The 17,372-nt window shown below is 69.3% G+C and carries 18 protein-coding genes; 5 read left to right on the top strand and 13 right to left on the bottom strand.

Going from position 1 to position 17,372, the window contains the following annotated elements:
- Positions 1 to 2 precede the first annotated feature (2 nt).
- On the bottom strand, positions 3 to 719 hold the full coding sequence (locus DMC18_RS13275; protein ID WP_110119887.1) for a hypothetical protein: 717 nt from the start codon (positions 717 to 719) through the stop codon (positions 3 to 5).
- A 98-nt stretch (positions 720 to 817) separates the two neighbouring features.
- Complete coding sequence (locus tag DMC18_RS13270; RefSeq protein ID WP_110133000.1) at positions 818 to 2,938, bottom strand: AsmA family protein; 2,121 nt, start codon at positions 2,936 to 2,938, stop codon at positions 818 to 820.
- A gap of 364 nt (positions 2,939 to 3,302) precedes the next feature.
- Between DMC18_RS13270 and ahcY the strand changes: the two genes are divergently transcribed.
- The gene (gene ahcY / locus DMC18_RS13265; RefSeq protein ID WP_110119885.1) at positions 3,303 to 4,694 is read left to right on the top strand and encodes an adenosylhomocysteinase; all 1,392 of its coding nucleotides are present in this window, start codon (positions 3,303 to 3,305) and stop codon (positions 4,692 to 4,694) included.
- Positions 4,695 to 4,869: 175 nt separating this feature from the next.
- Positions 4,870 to 5,718, top strand: a complete 849-nt coding sequence (locus DMC18_RS13260; RefSeq protein ID WP_110132999.1) for a PfkB family carbohydrate kinase — start codon at positions 4,870 to 4,872, stop codon at positions 5,716 to 5,718.
- 147 nt (positions 5,719 to 5,865) lie between these two features.
- Here DMC18_RS13260 and DMC18_RS13255 read toward each other — a convergent pair whose 3' ends face one another.
- Positions 5,866 to 6,798 carry a 2-hydroxyacid dehydrogenase gene (locus tag DMC18_RS13255; RefSeq protein ID WP_110119884.1) on the bottom strand — a complete coding sequence of 311 codons (933 nt, stop codon included), beginning with the start codon at positions 6,796 to 6,798 and terminating at the stop codon, positions 5,866 to 5,868.
- 72 nt (positions 6,799 to 6,870) lie between these two features.
- On the opposite strand from DMC18_RS13255, the gene DMC18_RS13250 reads away from it, so the two are divergent.
- The gene (locus DMC18_RS13250; protein WP_110119883.1) at positions 6,871 to 8,010 is read left to right on the top strand and encodes a serine hydrolase domain-containing protein; all 1,140 of its coding nucleotides are present in this window, start codon (positions 6,871 to 6,873) and stop codon (positions 8,008 to 8,010) included.
- A gap of 117 nt (positions 8,011 to 8,127) precedes the next feature.
- On the opposite strand, the gene DMC18_RS13245 is transcribed toward DMC18_RS13250, so the two are convergent.
- The 3 genes from DMC18_RS13245 to DMC18_RS13235 all read right to left on the bottom strand — a co-directional run bounded on the left by DMC18_RS13245 (position 8,128) and on the right by DMC18_RS13235 (position 10,653).
- Entirely contained in the window at positions 8,128 to 8,457 is a 330-nt protein-coding gene (locus DMC18_RS13245) for a hypothetical protein (protein ID WP_110119882.1), read from the bottom strand.
- A gap of 113 nt (positions 8,458 to 8,570) precedes the next feature.
- On the bottom strand, positions 8,571 to 9,488 hold the full coding sequence (rarD, locus tag DMC18_RS13240; RefSeq protein ID WP_110119881.1) for an EamA family transporter RarD: 918 nt from the start codon (positions 9,486 to 9,488) through the stop codon (positions 8,571 to 8,573).
- 136 nt (positions 9,489 to 9,624) lie between these two features.
- Complete coding sequence (locus DMC18_RS13235) at positions 9,625 to 10,653, bottom strand: aspartate-semialdehyde dehydrogenase (protein WP_058348404.1); 1,029 nt, start codon at positions 10,651 to 10,653, stop codon at positions 9,625 to 9,627.
- Positions 10,654 to 10,870: 217 nt separating this feature from the next.
- On the opposite strand from DMC18_RS13235, the gene DMC18_RS13230 reads away from it, so the two are divergent.
- A complete protein-coding gene (locus DMC18_RS13230; RefSeq protein WP_110119880.1) occupies positions 10,871 to 12,121 on the top strand; it encodes a UbiH/UbiF/VisC/COQ6 family ubiquinone biosynthesis hydroxylase in 1,251 nt (416 codons plus the stop codon).
- Positions 12,122 to 12,224: 103 nt separating this feature from the next.
- Here the strand turns inward: DMC18_RS13230 and DMC18_RS13225 are convergent, their stop codons facing one another.
- Positions 12,225 to 12,431 (bottom strand): Trm112 family protein, encoded by a 207-nt coding sequence (locus tag DMC18_RS13225; protein ID WP_110119879.1) that lies wholly within the window; start codon positions 12,429 to 12,431, stop codon positions 12,225 to 12,227.
- 108 nt (positions 12,432 to 12,539) lie between these two features.
- Here DMC18_RS13225 and DMC18_RS13220 point away from each other — a divergent pair, with 108 nt between their 5' ends.
- Positions 12,540 to 12,941 carry a hypothetical protein gene (locus DMC18_RS13220; RefSeq protein WP_110119878.1) on the top strand — a complete coding sequence of 134 codons (402 nt, stop codon included), beginning with the start codon at positions 12,540 to 12,542 and terminating at the stop codon, positions 12,939 to 12,941.
- Between the two features lie 76 nt (positions 12,942 to 13,017).
- Here DMC18_RS13220 and DMC18_RS13215 read toward each other — a convergent pair whose 3' ends face one another.
- From DMC18_RS13215 to DMC18_RS13190, 6 genes are all read right to left on the bottom strand, one after another.
- Positions 13,018 to 13,674 carry an LON peptidase substrate-binding domain-containing protein gene (locus DMC18_RS13215; protein WP_110119877.1) on the bottom strand — a complete coding sequence of 219 codons (657 nt, stop codon included), beginning with the start codon at positions 13,672 to 13,674 and terminating at the stop codon, positions 13,018 to 13,020.
- A gap of 50 nt (positions 13,675 to 13,724) precedes the next feature.
- Positions 13,725 to 14,636, bottom strand: coding sequence for a thioredoxin (gene trxA, locus DMC18_RS13210; RefSeq protein WP_110119876.1), 912 nt, complete (start codon positions 14,634 to 14,636; stop codon positions 13,725 to 13,727).
- Between the two features lie 75 nt (positions 14,637 to 14,711).
- A complete protein-coding gene (locus DMC18_RS13205) occupies positions 14,712 to 15,104 on the bottom strand; it encodes an MAPEG family protein (protein ID WP_110119875.1) in 393 nt (130 codons plus the stop codon).
- A gap of 60 nt (positions 15,105 to 15,164) precedes the next feature.
- On the bottom strand, positions 15,165 to 16,331 hold the full coding sequence (locus tag DMC18_RS13200) for a hypothetical protein (RefSeq protein WP_110132998.1): 1,167 nt from the start codon (positions 16,329 to 16,331) through the stop codon (positions 15,165 to 15,167).
- 114 nt (positions 16,332 to 16,445) lie between these two features.
- Positions 16,446 to 16,952 carry a prolyl-tRNA synthetase associated domain-containing protein gene (locus DMC18_RS13195; RefSeq protein WP_110119874.1) on the bottom strand — a complete coding sequence of 169 codons (507 nt, stop codon included), beginning with the start codon at positions 16,950 to 16,952 and terminating at the stop codon, positions 16,446 to 16,448.
- 56 nt (positions 16,953 to 17,008) lie between these two features.
- Positions 17,009 to 17,353, bottom strand: a complete 345-nt coding sequence (locus DMC18_RS13190; RefSeq protein ID WP_110119873.1) for a hypothetical protein — start codon at positions 17,351 to 17,353, stop codon at positions 17,009 to 17,011.
- Between the last annotated feature and the right edge of the window lie 19 nt (positions 17,354 to 17,372).

Genomic DNA, 17,372 nt, shown 5'->3' with positions numbered 1-17,372 from the left:
GGCTATTGCGTTCCCTTGGGCAGCACGGTCATCCGGTAGGGAATGTAGAGGGCCAGCTCCAGCGGCCCGGACTGGTACCAGGACACCGGCAGCTGCAGGCCCTCGACCGAGACGGCGTATTGCGGTCCGAAGGCGGCCGACGCGCGGCGGGCGTCTTCGGCCACCAGGGCGATGACCTCGCCGCGATGCTTTTGCGGCCCGATCAGGGTCAGGTCCCAGTCTTCGCTCGGCACGATCTCGGCGCGTCCCACGGTGGGGGTCTTGTCCGCGAAGGCCATGATGCGACCGGTCGCGGCGTCGAAGGTGTCGGTCGGGCTGATGCGGGTCTTGATCACCAGCACGGCCTGGCTGGTGTCGGGACGGCTGTCGGGACGGATCACGCTGTCCAGCATCGACTCGTCGAAGCGGCCGATGATTTCCTCGCCTAGGCCCAGCTCGACCCCGGCGGCCGGCGCGGCCTTGATCATGTTGCGCAGGGTGGCCTTCAGCTCGTTGCGCCGCTGGCTGAGGTCGCGCGTGTCGCAAAGCACCCGCACCACCGTGATCAGGTTGTCGGGGCGCTTCTTCAGAGAGACGTAGGGCGTCTTGATCGGGTCGTATTCGGTCAGTCGGGCGGCGGTGACGACGACTTCCGACACGTCTTCGTTCTGAGCCCGGGCCGGCGCGATCGCCAGGCCCAGCGCGACGGCCGTCGCGAGCGCGGCTGTCCGGATCTTCATGTCAGGCTCCCCCCAAAGGATGTTTGCTCCACTTTAGGCGGAGTTGGCGGGGGAGCAATCGCTGTCTGGTGCGTTCTGGCGCGTCGCCTTGAGGCGTCCTATTCGCCCTTCTTCGATCCCTTCTGCGATCCCTTCTTCGGGGCGGCTTGCGTCGTCTGGGTCGTGCGCACCGCCACGCCGTCGCCGCGGGCCTCTGCCACCAGCGAGGCGCAGTCGGCGTCCTTTTCCAGGCCCGGGGTCACGAACGGCAGGATGGCGGCCAGCGGGTTGATCAGCGCGCCCAGCGCCGCGGCGACGCCGCCCTGGGCGAAGGCCCCGCTGGTCTGCAGGCTGATGCGGGGCGCGGCCAGAGGGCCCTTGATCTCGATCGGGATGAACAGCCGCACCAGGCGCGGCTTCTTGCTGTCGCCCTCGATCTGCAGGTCCAGGCGCTCGGTCTCCAGGTTGATCGTGCCCTCGCCCTTGGCCAGCACCACGCCGGTGTCGGCGATGATCTTGTCGGCGCGCATCACCCCGTTCCTGACGTCGAAACTGGCCACGGCGCAGCGCAGGCTGGTCTCCTTGGTGTCCTTCGACAGCAGCATCAGCAGGCCCTTGGAGGCGTTGACGCCCAGGAGCTCGGCGAAGGCCTGGCGCACCTGGCCCTTGGGGGCGACCAGGGTCACCGTGCCGTTCGACGAGGCCGCGGCGCGGTGCACCGAATTGCCGACGCCGCGCAGCTTGGCCCGGGCGACGATGCCGCCCTCGATGGCCGGCTTGCCGCCGCTCTTCAGCGGGATGAAGTCCTCCAGCTTGGCGTTGGTCAGGCGCAGGTCGAGGTCGGTGACCGGCGTCGCCGGCCGCGCGTCCAGCCGCACCTTCCCGGCCAGATCGCCGCGCGAGAAGGTGAAGGCGATCGGATCCATGCTCAGCACGCCCTTGTCGAGCGTCAGGTCCAGCCGGACCTTCTGCAGGGGCAGGTTCGGCGCGTTCACCGCCAGGGCGCGGTAGGTGACCTTGGCGTCCATGGCCCGCACGCGGTCGGTCTGCAGGGTGGCGTCGGGCAGCAGGCGGCCGGTGGCCTCGCGCTGGCCTGCCTCGACCTTCTGGCCGGCCGAGGCGGTCTCGCCCCGACCCGTGGCCGGCGCGGCGCCGACCAGGCTGCCCAGGTCGTCGAAGTCCAGGCGCTTGGAGCGCAGATCGGCCTCCAGATAGGGCCGCTCGCGGTCGACCAGCACGAAGAGGTCGCCGCTGACGTCGCTGTCGCCGATCCGGCCGTTCAGCTTTTCGAAGTCGAACCGGCCGCCCTTGCGCACCAGGTGGCCGCTGATCCTGTAGGGCGGGGTGTTGGGCAGGGTCAGGCCGGTCAGGCCGTAGAGGCGGTTCAGGTCGCTGCCGGCCACCGTCAGGTCGCTCTCGAAGCGGCCCAGGTCGAACGGCTTGGTGATCGAGCCCTCGGCCGTGACCTGGGTCGAGCCGGCGCTGACCTTGGCGTCGAACGGGTAGGGGCGGTTGGGCGAAATGTTCAGCAGCGGCCCGCCGGTCACCCGCGCCAGGAACGGCGAGCGGTTGTACTGGCCCTTGCCCTCCAGCACGAACCGGCCCTTGCCGTCGCCGCTGGCGTGTTCGTTGGAGCTGACCGTGCCGATGAACAGCACGTCGCGCGAGCGGTCCTCGACCCGCAACTGGCCCTCGTTGATCACGAAGTGCTGGATCGCCGGCAGCTTCAGCGGCTTGGTGCTCTTCTTGTTCGGATCGCCGAAGGTCCAGTTGGCGCGGCCCGAGGCCTCGCGCAGCAGGCGCACGTCGGGCCGGTCCACGGCCACCAGCGGCAGGATGACGTCGCCCTTCAGCAGCGGCAGCAGCTTGATCTGCACCGCCACCCGGTCGATGCGGGCCATGTGGCCCGATTGCGGACCGGTCTTGGGCGCCCAGTCGGGCTGGCCGACGAACAGGCCGTAGGCCTCGGCCTTGGGCGAGAACGACCAGGGATGGACGCGCAGGTCGCCGTCGATCCGCACCTGCCGGTGCAGCTGGGCCGAGGCGAAGCGGCCGACCGGGCCGCGCAGCATGTTCCAGTCGAACCAGACGACGAAGGCGATGATCGCCGCCAGGATCAGCAGGGCCGCGCCGATCCCCCAGCGCGCGGCGCGCGGCAGGGCGCGCCACGAGCGGCGTCGCGGCGTGGCGGTGGCCTCGGGCGGAGGCGGCGGCGGGGGTGTAACGGAACCTTCCGGCATCCGCCTACAACGCGTGGGCGGCGCCGTTTCGTTCCAAGGCGGGCTGTTTGCGCCCTGTTTCGTCGGCCCGTTTAGTAGACGAGCTTCAGGCTGCCCACGATGACGGCGGCCGCCACGAAGGCGACGATGGCCACGATTTCATAGGCCTTGAAGAAAGGCCGGCTCGGCGAGCGCATGTTCGGTAGTCCCCCAGATCCCACTTTGACACTTGAGCCGCCTTCGCCCGCAAGCGTCACGCCAGTTCGCTCGAGACGGGTTTTCTTTCGCGCCCCGCGGACATAAGGAAATCTTTATGTCAGTTTGCCACTGTCCGCCGTGCGCGCTATAAGGCGGGCAAGACAATCCCCCGATCCAGGAGCCGACTGTGGCCGACTACATCGTCAAGGACATCTCGCTCGCCGATTTCGGCCGCAAGGAACTCGCCATCGCCGAGACCGAAATGCCGGGCCTGATGGCCACCCGCGCCGAATACGGTCCGGCCCAGGTGCTGAAGGGCGCCCGCATCGCCGGCAGCCTGCACATGACCATCCAGACCGGCGTGCTGATCGAGACCCTGACGGCCCTGGGCGCGGAAGTCCGCTGGGCCTCGTGCAACATCTTCTCGACCCAGGACCACGCCGCGGCCGCCATCGCCGCCGCCGGCATCCCGGTCTTCGCCTTCAAGGGCGAGAACCTGGTCGAGTACTGGGAATACGCCCACAAGATCTTCGAGTGGCACGACGGCGGCTATCCGAACCTGATCCTCGACGACGGCGGCGACGCCACCCTGCTGTGCGTGCTGGGTCCGAAGGCCGAGAAGGATCCGTCGATCCTCAACAACCCGACCAACGAGGAAGAAGAAGCGCTCTACACCGTGATGAAGCGCTACCTGGCCGAAAAGCCGGGCTTCTACTCGGCCATCCGCGACGCCATCGGCGGCGTGTCGGAAGAGACCACCACGGGCGTGCACCGCCTGTACCAGATGGCCGCCAAGGGCGACCTGCCGTTCCCGGCCATCAACGTCAACGACAGCGTCACCAAGTCCAAGTTCGACAACCTCTATGGCTGCCGTGAAAGCCTGGTCGACGCCATTCGTCGCGGCACCGACGTCATGCTCTCGGGCAAGGTCGCGGTGGTCTGCGGCTATGGCGACGTGGGCAAGGGCTCGGCCGCCTCGCTGCGCCAAGGCGGCGCCCGCGTGATCGTCACCGAGATCGACCCGATCTGCGCCCTGCAGGCGGCGATGGAAGGCTACGAGGTCCAGACCCTCGACGACGTCGCCGGCAAGGCCGACATCTACGTCACCGCGACCGGCAACAAGGACGTCATCACCGTCGACCACATGCGGCAGATGAAGAACAACGCCATCGTCTGCAACATCGGCCACTTCGACAGCGAAATTCAGATCGCCGGCCTGCGCAACTTCAAGTGGGACGAGATCAAGCCGCAGGTCCACCACGTGGAATTCCCGGACGGCAAGAAGATCATCGTGCTGTCGGAAGGCCGCCTGGTGAACCTGGGCAACGCCACCGGCCACCCCTCGTTCGTGATGTCGGCCTCGTTCACCAACCAGACCCTGGCCCAGATCGAGCTGTGGACCAACAAGACCGCGTACAAGAACGAGGTCTACACCCTGCCCAAGCACCTCGACGAGAAGGTCGCCTTCCTCCACCTGGAGAAGCTGGGCGCCAAGCTCTCGAAGCTGAACAAGGAACAGGCCGACTATATCGGCGTGCCGGAAGCCGGCCCGTTCAAGCCGGACCACTACCGCTACTAAGAGCGCGCTTGGTATCTTTGATCAGGAGCCTGCCAGCAGGCTCCGGGCGTTCGACGGAAAGCCCGCTCTTCGGAGCGGGCTTTTTTGTTGCGGATCGACCAGTGGACGAGCCGCCGCGGTTTTGCCTTCGTGACGCCCTGTTCAAGTTCCGCAGGCTCGGCTAACTGCTTTGCCCATGCCGCTCGCGCTTCTCATTTCCAGTCACGTCGCCGGCAGCCAGGTGGGCGCCACCGCCCAGGCCGCCGCCCTGACCCAGTTCCGCATCGACACCATGGTGGTCCCCACCGTGCTCTATGGCCGCCATCCCGGCTGGGGCGTGCCCGGCGGGGCGCCGGTGCCGATCGAGGTGGTCGAGGGCATGCTCGACGGGCTGGAGGCCAACGGCCTGTTCGGCCTGACCGACCTCGTCATCACCGGCTATTTCGCCAGCGCCGCCCAGGTGCGCGCCGCCGCTCGCGCCATCGACGCCGTGCGCGCCGCGCCGCGCGACGGGGCCGCCGCTCGCAAGCCGACCATCATCGTCGATCCGACCATGGGCGACGCCGGCAAGGGCCTCTACGTGCCCGGCGAGGTGGCCGACGCCATCGCCGCCGACCTGATCCCCCGCGCAGACATCGTCGCCCCCAACGCCTGGGAGCTGCAGCGCCTGACCGGCGCCGAGGTGCGCGACCCGGCCGGGGCCGTGCGCGCCGCCCGCCTGCTGAACAAGCCGGTGATCGTCTCGTCGGTGCAGCGCGGGAACGAGATCGGCGTGGTCTACGCCGACCGCAAGGAGGCGTGGCTCGCCGCCCACGCCAAGGCCGAGCGCTCGCCCAGCGGCACCGGCGACCTGCTGACCGCCCTGTTCGCCGCCTCGATCCTGGAAGGCCAGACCCTGTCCTACGGCCTGGCCCGCGCCGTCGGCGGCGTCGCCGAGACGGTGACCGCCGCCAACATCTGGAACGCGCCCGAACTGCCGATCGTGGCCATGGCCGCCCGCATCAAGCAGACCTCGCCGACCGTGCGGATCGAGCGGCTGGCTTAGGCGGCGACCGTCCTCTCCCCCCGCCGTCATCCCGGAAAGCGCGCAGCGCTTATCCGGGACCCAGGGGCCGCCGCAATGCGCTGGCCAACGCCGGGTGACAAACCCATCCGCCACGCCCAGTCCCCTGGGTCCCGGCTCTCGGCTTCGCTACGGCCGGGATGACGAGTTTGGAGAGGCGAAATGCCGCTCCAGATTCTCCAGCACCAGCGCCGCCATCGCTTCCCGGGCTTCGATCGTGGCGCTGCCCCGGTGAGGCTGGAGCACGACATTGTCCATCGCCAGCAGGGCCGCCGGAACGTTCGGCTCGTCGTCGAACACGTCCAGGCCCGCCCCGGCGATGGTTCCGTCCGCCAGCGCCGCGACAAGGGCGGCTTCGTCCACCACAGAGCCTCGCGCCACGTTGATCAGCAGGCCGTCGGGTCCCAGCGCCTCCAGCACCGCCGCGTCGACCAGCGGTCCGGCGTCGCCGGGCGTGACGAGGAACAGCACGTCGACCGCCTTGGCCAGCGCCGGCGGACTGGCGTGGTAGGCATATGGGACGCCCTCGACCGGCCGACGGCTGTGATAGGCGATGCTCGCCGCGAAGGGCGCGGCCATCTGGGCGATCGCGCGGCCGATCTGGCCCAGGCCCAGGATCCCGACCGTGCGCCCCGTGGCGCGCCGCGCCAGGGGCAGGCGCTCGGCTTTTGGCCAGCGGCCTTCGCGCACATAGCGGTCGGCCGTGATCATCCGGCGCGACAGCGACAGCCACAGTCCGATGGCCAGTTCGGCGACGTCTTCGGTGAGCACGCCGGGCGTCGTGGTCACGGCCACGCCCCGGGCGGCGGCGAGATCCAGGTCCACCTTGTCGAGGCCGACGCCGTGCACGGCGACGATCTCCAGCGCCGGCAGGCGATCCCACAGCGCGTCGGGCACGCCCAGGTCGCCGCCGGTGACCAGGCCGCGCACGCTGGGGCCGACGTCCGTGATCAGGGCGTCCGGATCGGCGGCGCGGTAGGGGCGGTGGACGACGTAAGCCGCCTCCAGCCCGGCTTCGAGCTGCGGCGACAGGGCCTTGAGCTGCAGGATCTCGGGCTTCATCGGCGGGCTCCGTTACGCGGGGGACTGTCCTTCGGATGACAAACCCCGCGCCGCCGGGCTAGAGCAAAAGCCATGAGCCTCGACATCACCGGCGTCTGCCCCGCCCCGTTCGCCCAGGTCTATGAGGCCTTCGAGGCCAATTTCGATCCGGCCTCGCCGGGCGGCGGCGAGCTCGGCGCGCGCTTTTCCCTGGCCATCGACGGCGAGATCGTCGTCGACCTGATGGCCGGCTTCGCCGATCGCAAGCGTCAGGTGGCCTTCGGCCCCGACACCCTGACGCCGCTGTTCTCGACCACCAAGGCCGTGGCCGCTCTGCTGGTCGCGCGCCTCGTCGATCAGGGCAAGCTGACCTACGACCAGACCGTCGCCTCGGTCTGGCCGGAGTTCGCGCAGAACGGCAAGGAGGCGATCACCGTCGGCCAGGTGATGTCGCACCAGGACGGGCTGTCGGGCTTCCTCGACGAGGTCGATCCGGCCATCTGGTTCGACTGGGAGGCGACGACCGCGAAACTCGCCGCCATGGCCCCGCTGTGGCCGGTCGGCACGGCCAGCGGCTATCACCCGGTGACCTTCGGCTACACGGCCGGCGAGATCTTCCGTCGGGTCGACGGCCGCACCATGGGCACGGCGCTGCGCGAGGATCTGGCCACGCCGCTGGGCCTCGACCTCTGGATCGGCCTGCCCGACAGCGAGCACGCGCGCTGCGCCGACCTGATGCGGCCGACCGCCTTCCCCAAGTTCGGCGAGATCAACGACGCCATCCGCGCCGCCTTCATGACCAAGTGGGCCGCGCCCGGCGGCCGCGGCACGGGCGAGTGGCGACGGGCCGAGATCCCCTCGGCCAACGGCCACGCCACCGCCCACTCCCTGGCTCGCCTGATGGGCGCTCTGGCCAGCGGCGGGACCCTCGACGGGGTCAAGGTGCTGTCGCAGGAGACGATGGAACTGGCCCGGGCTGAGCGCATCGCCGGCCAGGACCTCGTCCTGCCCTACGAGATCAGCTGGGGCGCGGGCTTCATGCGCAACACGCCCAACTTCTTCTACGGCCCGACGAGCGACGCCTTCGGCCACTCCGGCTGGGGCGGCAGTTGCGCCTTCGCCGATCCGAAGACGGGGGTCTCGGGCTCGTACGTGATGAACCGCCAGGGCAACGAGCTGATCGGCGACCCACGCGCGGTGAGCCTGATCAAGGCGGCTTACGCGAGCCTGTGAGGTCGTGAGTGATCCTCGCCCTTCGACAGGCTCAGGGTGAGGATCATGGTTGGCTCAGCGGATCAGTAGAAACCTCATCCTGAGCTTGTCGAAGGACGAGGTTTCGCGCGCTCGGCCCTACAGCCCCAGCCGCCCCTTCAGCCGTTCGGCCACCGCGCCCAGGGTGATGGTCGCCAGGGCTTCCTGCACCTCCAGCGGCACGCCTTCGGGGGCGGCCTGCACCAGCTTGCTGGTGAAGTCGGTGATGGCGGTGATGTGCTGGGCCAGGTGGTCGACCGTGTGCAGTTCCTGCATCACGGCCAGGCGCGATTCCGCCGGCGTGTTTTCGAGGATCTTGCCCAGGGCGCTGTCCAGGTGACCGCAGGCTTCGGCGGCCAGCGACATCTCGACGGAAAGGGCCTCGAGCACGGCGGCGAGGTTGGGCGTGGCGCCAGCATCGGTAGTCATGGTTTCCCCCTGCGAAAGACTGCGGGCATACCTGCAATCGCGTCCGTTGCCGCCGACTTAAGCGCCGGCGGCCATGCGACAAATTGACCAACGTTTTGTCACGCCTGAAGTTCTCAGGCCACAGCGGGCGCGGCCCTGAGCCTTTTCCAGGCGCCGTAGGCGAACACCGCCACCCCCAGCCAGATGAACACGAACGACAGCGCCCGCAGCGGCGTGAAGGCCTCGCCCAGGAAAACGCCGAGCAGGAACTGCAAGGTCGGGGCGATGAACTGCAGGAAGCCCAGCGCGCTCAGCGGCAGGCGGCGGGCCGACCAGGCGAACAGCGCCAGGGGGATCACCGTGGCCGGGCCGGCGACCAGCAGCAGGATCGCCGTGCCGGCGCCTTGGGTGAAGTGCCCCGCGCCGCTGGCCTGCAGATGCCAGACATAGAGCAGCCCCGGAATGGCCAGATAGGCGCACTCGATGAAGAGGCCGGTCTGGGCGTCGGCCTTCACCTGCTTTCGCACGATCCCATAGACGCAGAAGGTCAGAGCGAGGCCTAGAGACACCAGCGGCAGGTGGCCCAGGGCCACGGTCTGGATGGCCACGCCGACGGCGGCGAAGCCGATGGCGACCTTGCCCTCGGTGGTCATCCGCTCGCGGAACAGCAGGGCGCCGGCCGCCATGTTCATCAGCGGGTTGATGTAATAGCCGAGGCTGGCCTCGATGACGTGGCCGGCGTTCACCGCCAGCACGTAGATCGTCCAGTTGCCGAAGATGGCCAGGGTCGACAGGGCCAGCAGGGCCAGGGTCTTGGGCTGGCGCATGACCGCCGCCACCTGGCCGCTCTGCCGGGCCAGAAGCACCAGGCCGCCGGCCCACAGCACCGACCACAGCGTGCGGTGGGCGATCATCTCGAACGAGGTGACGCCAAGCGTCGCCAGGGTGTGGAAATAGAGGGGCAGGAAGCCCCACATCACATAGCAGCCGACGCCGGCCAGATAGGCCGAACGCGCGTCGCTGGAAGCGCTGCTGGTGGAACTTGGGGACATGGACCGCACCTTTCGCGGAGGGATCTGACAGGGAGTCGTCCCGGCGTCCGCCCGTTTTTTGCGGAGGGTGCGAATTGGCCCGAAGGCCGGTTCCGTCGTCCCTCCGCTGGCGGAAGGACGACGGGAAGGTCGTTCTTTAGGCCGGCGTCTTCTGCTTGATCAGGCCCTTGTCGTGCAGCAGCTGGGCGATCTGCACGGCGTTCAGGGCCGCGCCCTTTCGCAGGTTGTCGGCCACGCACCACAGGGCGATGCCGTGCTCGACGGTCGGGTCCTTGCGGATGCGCGACACGTAGACCGGGAACTCGCCCTGGCTTTCCTTCGGCGTGATGTAGCCGCCGTTCTCGCGCTTATCGACCACCACGATCCCTTCGGCGTCGCGCAGGATCTCGCGGGCGTCGTCCTCGTCCAGCGGGCCGGTGAACTCGATGTTGACCGACTCCGAGTGGCCCACCATCACCGGCACGCGCACGCAGGTGGCGACCAGCTGGATCGCCGGATCCAGGATCTTCTGGGTCTCGACGGTCATCTTCCACTCTTCCTTGGTGAAGCCGTCGTCCATGAAGACGTCGATGTGGGGGATGACGTTGAAGGCGATCTGCTTGGTGAACTTCTTCGGCTCGGGCGCGCCCAGGACGAAGACGCCCTTGGTCTGGTCCCACAGCTCGTCCATGCCTTCCTTGCCCGCGCCGGAAACCGACTGGTAGGTCGACACCACCACGCGCTTGATCGGCACCTCGTCGTGCAGCGGCTTCAGCGCCACCACCAGCTGGGCGGTCGAGCAGTTGGGGTTGGCGATGATGTTCTTGGGGATGGAGTTGACGGCGTCCGGGTTCACTTCCGGCACCACCAGCGGCACGTCCGGGTCCATCCGGAAGTGGCTGGAGTTGTCGATGACGATCGGACCGGCCGCGCCGATCTTCTCGCCCCAGGCGGCCGAGATCGACCCGCCGGCGCTCATCAGCACGATGTCGACCTTCGAGAAGTCGAACTGCTCCAGGTCCTCGCACTTGAGGATCTGATTGCCGAACGAGACCTCGGTGCCGATGGATTTGCGCGAGGCGATGGCGTGCATCTTCTCCACGGGGAATTTCACTTCCTCGAGGATGTTGAACATCTCGCGGCCCACGTTGCCCGTGGCGCCGACCACGGCGACCCGGTAACCCATCGCAGTCTCCAATCTTTCAGCCCCGACAAGGGGAAATGCGCCGTCCCGTTACGCCTGGGAACGCCGGTAGGCAAGGGCAGGGTTTTTCAAACAGGGCGGCGTATGGCCGCGCTTGGGGGAATATTTTTGCGGAGGGTGTCTGTCCCGTCTGCGTAAGGGCGCCTCGGACCTTCCGTCCAACTGGACAGCCCGCCCGCTGCGAGCGCATACCCACGCCATGCGCAAGCACGACGCCGACGTCATCATCGCCGGGGCCGGCATGGCCGGAACCACCCTGGCGCTCGCCCTCGCCTCGGCCGGGGTCAAGCCGCTGCTGGTCGATCCGCAGCCCTTCGACGCCCAGCTGGCCCCGACCTTCGACGGCCGCTCGTCGGCGATCGCCTATTCCTCGTTCCGCCAGTGGCGGGCGATCGGCGCGGGCGAGGCCCTTGCGCCCCACGCCCAGCGCATCGAGCAGATCCTGGTCACCGACGGCAAGGCGCCGGGCGCGGCTTCCGGAAAGCCATCGCCCTTCTTCCTGCGCTTCGACAGCGGCGAGATCGCCGACCGCTCGGAAGGCGAGCCCCTGGGCTACCTGATCGAGAACCGCCAGATCCGCGCGGCCCTGTCGAAGACCGCGCTGGACAAGGGTCTGGAAGTCATCGCTCCGGCCGGCGCGGCCGGGCTGGAGGTCGACGCCGCCGAAGCCCGCGTGACGCTCACCGACGGCCGGGTGCTCAGCGCGCCGCTGGCGGTCAGCGCCGAGGGCCGCGGCTCGGCCCTGCGCAAGGCCGCGGGCATCGGCGACATCGGCTGGGGCTATGGCCAGAGCGGCGTCGTCGCCACCGTGAAGATGCAGCACCCGCACGAGGGCGTGGCCCACGAATACTTCCTGCCCAGCGGCCCGTTCGCCATCCTGCCGCTGACCGACAACCGCGCCAGCCTGGTCTGGACCGAGAGCACCGCGCGCGGCGAGGCCCTGCGCAACGCCTCGCCCGAGGCCTTCCACGCCCACCTGATGCGCCGGTTCGGCGACTTCCTGGGGCAGGTCGAGATGGCCGGACCGGTGTTCGTCTATCCGCTGTCGCTGTCGCTGGCCGAGCGGATCACCGCGCCGCGCCTCGCTTTGATCGGCGACGCCGCTCACGGGGTGCACCCGATCGCGGGGCAGGGCCTGAACCTTGGCCTCAAGGACGCCGCGGCCCTGGCCGAGGTGGTGGTCGAGGCGATCCGCAACGGCGAGGACATCGGCGCCGAGGCGACGCTGGAGCGCTACGCCCGCTGGCGCCGGTTCGACAACGTCACCAACGCCCTGGCCTTCGATGGCTTCGTGCGCCTGTTCTCGAACGACAATCCGCTGCTGCGCATCGCGCGCGGCGTCGGCATGGCGGCGGTCAACCGCATCGCCCCGGCCCGCCGGTTCTTCATGCACGAGGCCGGCGGCGGCGTGGGCGACCTGCCGAAGCTGCTGCGAGGAACGGCGCTTTAGGCCCCCTCAGTCGGCTTCGCCGACAGCTCCCCCAGAGGGGGAGCATCTGCGCGGCGTAATCCTCCCCCTCTGGGGGAGGTGGCCCAGAGGGCCGGAGGGGGTCTTACTCCCCGTCCGCCAGGCTGCGCGCCTCTTCCGGCAGCATGATCGGCACGCCGTCGCGGATGGGATAGGCCAGCTTGGCCGTGTGGCTGACGAGTTCGCCGCGGGCGCGGTCGTAGAACAGCGGGGCGCGGGTCACCGGGCAGACCAGCACCTCCAGCAGGCGCGGATCGACATCGACGGGCGGGAGCGGAGGAGCGGCGGTCATGGCGCTGTTCTAGTGCCGGCCGGCGAAATGGGAAAGCCCCGCCGCCGGAACCTCCGATGTGCAGTCGCGGTTGTCGCAGAAGCGATAACAACGATCTTGGATGCAGACATGACCGTCACCGAACGGACCTTCCTGAGCACCGCCGTGGCCGCCAGCGTCATGACCCTCGCCGCCTGTGGCTCTCTTGGCGGCTCTATGGGAGGGGCCGGTTATTCCCCGCGCCTGGCGACCAACGCCGCCGACGAAAAGGCCTTCGCCAGCACCTTCGCCTCGTGCCGCGACGAAGTGCGGGGCGGCAAGACCACCGGCTTCAAGGTGCACCCGGCCAGCGCCACCGCCCGCGACCTGCCGCCCGGCCCCACCGGCCTGGTGCTCAAGGTCCCCTACGACAAGGCCAAGGGCAGCAAGGGCCAACGCGCCGCCCTCGACGAGCGGCACAAGGCGGCCATGGGGCAATGCCTGTCGGAGAACGGCTATCAGGTCGCGTCGTGGGATGCGGTGAAGCCGTAGAAGCGTCCCACTCACGTCATCCCGGCTCTACGCTACGCTCTTGCCGGGATGGCGAACTTGGGCGGCCTGAAGGCCTCTACTGCACCGACGGCGGTTCGTCGTCGTCCTGGGCGGCGTCGATTTCCAGCAGGGTGACCAGGGTGTTGCGGCGGTCGGCCAGGGTGCGGGCCTCCAGCAGGGCCTGCTTCTCCAGCGGATCGAACGGCAGGGCCATGGCCAGGCTGTTGATCAGGGCGTCGGACGGCGCGGCGTGGGCCTCGCCCCAGTCGATGGCCAGGCCGCGGTGGTCGAGATAGCGCCGCAGGGCGTTCAGCAGCGGCGCGCCATCGCCGGCGGGCTCCTGCTGGTCCTCGTGCAGGTCGAGGTCATAGGGCGCGAAGTCGGCCCGCACCTGGCGGTAGGGCGTGCGCACCGGCAGCTCCTCGCCGACCCGGAACCGCGCCACCCCGGTCAGGGTGATCAGGTAGCGCCCGTCGCTGGTCTCGGCGAAGCTGGTCACCCGGCCCGCGCAGCCGACCGGCGCCAGCGACGGCCGCTGCACGTCGCCCCCGGCGCGGGTCTGGACCATGCCGATGATCCGCTCGCCCGACATGGCGTCGTCCAGCATGTTGAGATAGCGCGGCTCGAAGATGTTGAGCGGCAGCTGGCCGCCCGGCAGCAGCAAGGCGCCGTCCAGCGGGAACACGGGTATCACCAGCGGCAGGTCGAGGGTCTTCCGGTATACGCCCGGCATGGCGGCCTCCTTGACTGGATAGTGTGAACGCGCGGCCCCGCCAGGGTTTCCTAGCTGAACAGGATCGCCGACAGACGCTTGCGGCCCTGCTTGGCGATTTCCGAGGTCGGCCCGGCCGCCTCGAACACCGTCAGCAGCTGCTTGCGGGCGGCTTCGTCGTTCCAGGCGCGGTCGCGCTGGATGATGGTCAGCAGGTGGTCGCTGGCCAGGTCCAGGCGGCCGGCGCCGGCCAGGGCCTTGGCCAGTTCGAAGCGGGCCTCGTGGTCGTCGGCGTCGGCGGCCAGGCGCTTTTCGAAGACGGCCGTCTCGGACGGCGCGGCCTCGGCCAGCTTCAGGGCGGCGCGCACGCTTTCCAGGTCCGGATCCTTGGCGGTCTCCGGGGCCATGGCGGCGATCTCGGCCGCGCGCTCCAGGTCGCCGCCGGCCAGGTAGACGCGGGCCAGACCGCCCAGCGCCTTGATGTTGTCGGGCTCCATCTGCAGCACCTGGGCGAAGGCCTGGGCCGCGCCGCCCAGGTCCTCGACGTCCAGGCTCTCCTTGGCCATCGACAGCAGCTCGTCCACCGCGCCGGCGGCCGGCGGGCCCGAGATGCGCTCGACGAACTGCTGGATCTGGCTTTCGGGCAGGGCGCCTTGGAAACCGTCCACCGGCTGGCCGTCGACGAAGGCGTAGACTGTGGGGATCGACTGCACGCGCAGCTGGCCGGCGAAACCCGGGTTCGCGTCGACGTCGATCTTCACCAGCTTCACCGCGCCCTTGGCGGCGTTGACCACCTTTTCCAGGGCCGGGGTCAGCTGGCGGCAGGGGCCGCACCAGGTCGCCCAGAAGTCGACGATCACCGGCTGGGTCTTCGAGGCCTCGATGACGTCGGCCATGAAGGTGGCGTCGGTCCCGTCCTTGATGTGCTCGCTCTTGCCGCCGCCGGCCTGGATGGGGGCGGGCTTTTCACCGATCAGGGACATGGGGTCTTCTCTCACGCGCGGTCGCTCAGCGCCGCAAGATGGTCCTTGCCGGGCCGCTTCGCAATCTTCGCCGCGTCACGAGCGGATCATTGCTGTGAGGACCCCGGCCCCGGCGCCCACCAGGGCCAGCCAGGTCAGGGTGATGCCGATGGCTCGCGGCGGGATCTTCGCCCCCGTCAGCATGCCGATCGCGTGGATCAGCCGGCCGAGGGCGAGAGCGATGGCGCTGGCCAGCACAAGCGCCGTCGGCGCGCCCTCCAGCTCGGCCAGGCCGATGGCGATCAGGCCGATCGGGACGTATTCGATGTAGTTGCCGTGGGCGCGGATGCGGGCGGTCAACACCGGGTCGTCGCCTTTGCCGAGCGTGATCTGCGACTTCAGCCGATAGGTCGCCACCGGCACGCTGAGGGCCACCAGCCCCGCGACGCTCGCCACGCACAAAGCAGAAGTGATCGGCAACCAGGTCATGGCCCCTCCCTCGGGTTTGTTTTGCGGGAAGGATGCGGCCTGTGGTTGTGCCGCGCAAGCCTAGTCCTGGCCGCCCTCGGCCGCCGGCCGCAGTCCGAACCAGCCGCCGTCGGCGTCGAACAGCACCGCGTAGCGGCGCAGCACGTGGCGGCCGGTATTCACGAAGGCCGTGGCCATCGGCGAGTTGACCAGCACCTGGCTGGGGGCGGCCGGGTCGGGCCGGCCCGCCGTGAAGGCGAAGGTCGTGGCCGGCGCGGTCGGCACGGTCACGGTCACCGTCTCGCCGGCCGCCAGCACCTTTGCAGGGGCCTTGTCGTTGTGGTTGGTCTGCGTGACCGTCCGCAGGGCGTCGGGCTTGGCCACGCCCAGATACATGGTCGGGATGCCGGTATCGATCAGCAGCGCGCCGGGCTGGGCGGGCAGGCGTCCGGCCGCGACCCGCATCGGCGCCTGCGGCCAGTCCAGCGGTCCGCCCGCGCCCGGCGGACCCAGCTTGGCGAACCGGAAGCCGGCGGCCAGCGCCGGGGTCAGGCCCGCGTGGACGCCGTCGCGCGTCACCACATAGCCCCGGCGAAAGGTCGCCGGCGCGATCGGCCGGCCGTCGATGGCGACGATGTTGAGCAGCGGGTTCTTGTCGGGCGTGCCCTGCGACTGGCCGTTGCCCTCGCGCCCGAAGCCGACGCCCATATAGGCGATGCCCTTGGGCAGATCGATCCGGGCCTTGGGCGCGGCGCAGGTCCCCGGCGCGGCCTTCACGTCGTAGCCGGGGCAGTTCAGCTCGGTCTCGACGATCAGAACCGGAACCTGCGACCGGGCGACCTCGACGCTGGCCCCATCGAGGAAGGCGACGCTGGTCGGAACCCAGTGGCCGATCCACAGCCGCTTGCTGCTGCTCAGGAACTCCCAGCCGGGCTTGTATCCCGCCGTCTTGGCGGCGCTGTAGCCGGGCAGGTCCGCCGCCGAGATCACCAGGCCCGTCGAGCCGGTGTCCATCACCACCGGCGGCGGCCTGAAGGCGCCCAGCGGTCCGTCGAGGCGCAGGGCCAAGGTCGGCGCCGTCGTGAACGGCGCCTGCCCGGCCGGCCAGGGCGTGAACGGAATGAACCGGGCCTGGTCGAAGGCCTTCAGGTCGGGTCCCGAGGCGGGCTCCGATTGGGCGCAGGCCTGGGTCGTCAGCGCCGCGCAGGCCAGGACCGCGGTCAGGGCGGGTCGGAAAGCCAGATGCATGGAGAGCCTCCTCGAAGGTGGAGTTCGCGCGCCTTCATGCAACTTAAAATGTAGAAGGGCCGTCCGGTTTCAAGCTGAGCTGGAAAAAGGCGGCCGACCTGTCTTAGCCGACTCCTAGCCGACGACGGCCATGGCCTCGAAGTCGACGATCATCGGCTCGATCCCCAGGGCGGCCAGGAACTTGCGGAAGCCGGCCTGGCTGACGGCGGTGGTGGCGTCGTTCTTCAGCGGATGGAAGTTCACCGGATCGGCCTGGCCCAGCGCCTTGTCGAGCACGAAGCGGATGCGGCGCTCTTCGTCGTTGATCAGGCCGAAGGCGGTGACCGAGCCGGGCGTCACCCCCAGGGTCTCGACCATCATCGCCTCGGGGCCGAACGACAGCCGGCCCGAGCCGATCACGTGGTGCAGCTTCTTGAGGTCGATCGTCGTCTCGCCCAGCGCCGAGATCAGCCACAGCTGGCCCTTGGCGTCCTTGAGGAACAGGTTCTTGGTGTGGCCGCCGGGCAGGGCCTTCTTGATCTCCAGCCCCTCCTCGACGCGGAACACCGGCGGGTGGTCGAGGGTGGAATGGTCGACGCCGTGGGCGTCGAAGAAGGCGATGAGGTCGGCGCGGGTCTTCATGCGTCCCTCATAGCCAAGGAGGGGGCGGCCGGTCGAGCCGCCCCCGCGCCGGACGGTTACTTCGGCATGTTGATCGCGATGATCTTTGGGCGCGAGTAGGAGCAGCCGTCGACCACCAGGCGCACGGGCTGGTTGGTGGTGAAGGCCGTCAGCAGGATTGACGCGAACATCTGGGCGCCGCCGATCGCCGGATCGACGATGTAGCCGTCGGTCACCGGGCAGCCGTCCGGATTGTGGAAGGCCGTGGCCAGTTGGACGCGGACGATCGCGTCCGTCCAGCCGCCGCCGTAGAAGGTGATCTGGCTGGTGGGCGTTTCGGAAGGCGTGGCGAGGGCCTGGCCGGAAATAGCGGCGGTCGCCGCCAGCGTGGCGGCGACCAGGCGGATCGGGATGGACTTCATCGAAAGGTTCCGTGCAAGC

It is taken from the genome of Caulobacter sp. D5 (genome assembly GCF_003185805.1).
Classification (GTDB): Bacteria; Pseudomonadota; Alphaproteobacteria; order Caulobacterales; family Caulobacteraceae; genus Caulobacter.
Note: the sequence above shows the minus strand (reverse complement) of the source record. Positions and strands in the feature narration are given on the sequence as shown.

Excerpts from the sequence above, each read along its gene's own strand:
- DMC18_RS13235 (WP_058348404.1), bottom strand. The coding sequence starts at position 10,653 with ATGGGTTACCGGGTCGCCGTGGTCGGCGCCACGGGCAACGTGGGCCGC.
- DMC18_RS13245 (WP_110119882.1), bottom strand. The coding sequence starts at position 8,457 with ATGACTACCGATGCTGGCGCCACGCCCAACCTCGCCGCCGTGCTCGAG.
- DMC18_RS13190 (WP_110119873.1), bottom strand. The coding sequence starts at position 17,353 with ATGAAGTCCATCCCGATCCGCCTGGTCGCCGCCACGCTGGCGGCGACC.
- DMC18_RS13205 (WP_110119875.1), bottom strand. The coding sequence starts at position 15,104 with ATGACCTGGTTGCCGATCACTTCTGCTTTGTGCGTGGCGAGCGTCGCG.
- DMC18_RS13270 (WP_110133000.1), bottom strand. The coding sequence starts at position 2,938 with ATGCCGGAAGGTTCCGTTACACCCCCGCCGCCGCCTCCGCCCGAGGCC.
- DMC18_RS13195 (WP_110119874.1), bottom strand. The coding sequence starts at position 16,952 with ATGAAGACCCGCGCCGACCTCATCGCCTTCTTCGACGCCCACGGCGTC.
- DMC18_RS13260 (WP_110132999.1), top strand. The coding sequence starts at position 4,870 with ATGCCGCTCGCGCTTCTCATTTCCAGTCACGTCGCCGGCAGCCAGGTG.
- DMC18_RS13255 (WP_110119884.1), bottom strand. The coding sequence starts at position 6,798 with ATGAAGCCCGAGATCCTGCAGCTCAAGGCCCTGTCGCCGCAGCTCGAA.
- DMC18_RS13215 (WP_110119877.1), bottom strand. The coding sequence starts at position 13,674 with ATGCCGGGCGTATACCGGAAGACCCTCGACCTGCCGCTGGTGATACCC.
- DMC18_RS13200 (WP_110132998.1), bottom strand. The coding sequence starts at position 16,331 with ATGCATCTGGCTTTCCGACCCGCCCTGACCGCGGTCCTGGCCTGCGCG.
- rarD (WP_110119881.1), bottom strand. The coding sequence starts at position 9,488 with ATGTCCCCAAGTTCCACCAGCAGCGCTTCCAGCGACGCGCGTTCGGCC.
- DMC18_RS13220 (WP_110119878.1), top strand. The coding sequence starts at position 12,540 with ATGACCGTCACCGAACGGACCTTCCTGAGCACCGCCGTGGCCGCCAGC.
- DMC18_RS13275 (WP_110119887.1), bottom strand. The coding sequence starts at position 719 with ATGAAGATCCGGACAGCCGCGCTCGCGACGGCCGTCGCGCTGGGCCTG.
- DMC18_RS13250 (WP_110119883.1), top strand. The coding sequence starts at position 6,871 with ATGAGCCTCGACATCACCGGCGTCTGCCCCGCCCCGTTCGCCCAGGTC.
- trxA (WP_110119876.1), bottom strand. The coding sequence starts at position 14,636 with ATGTCCCTGATCGGTGAAAAGCCCGCCCCCATCCAGGCCGGCGGCGGC.
- DMC18_RS13225 (WP_110119879.1), bottom strand. The coding sequence starts at position 12,431 with ATGACCGCCGCTCCTCCGCTCCCGCCCGTCGATGTCGATCCGCGCCTG.
- DMC18_RS13230 (WP_110119880.1), top strand. The coding sequence starts at position 10,871 with ATGCGCAAGCACGACGCCGACGTCATCATCGCCGGGGCCGGCATGGCC.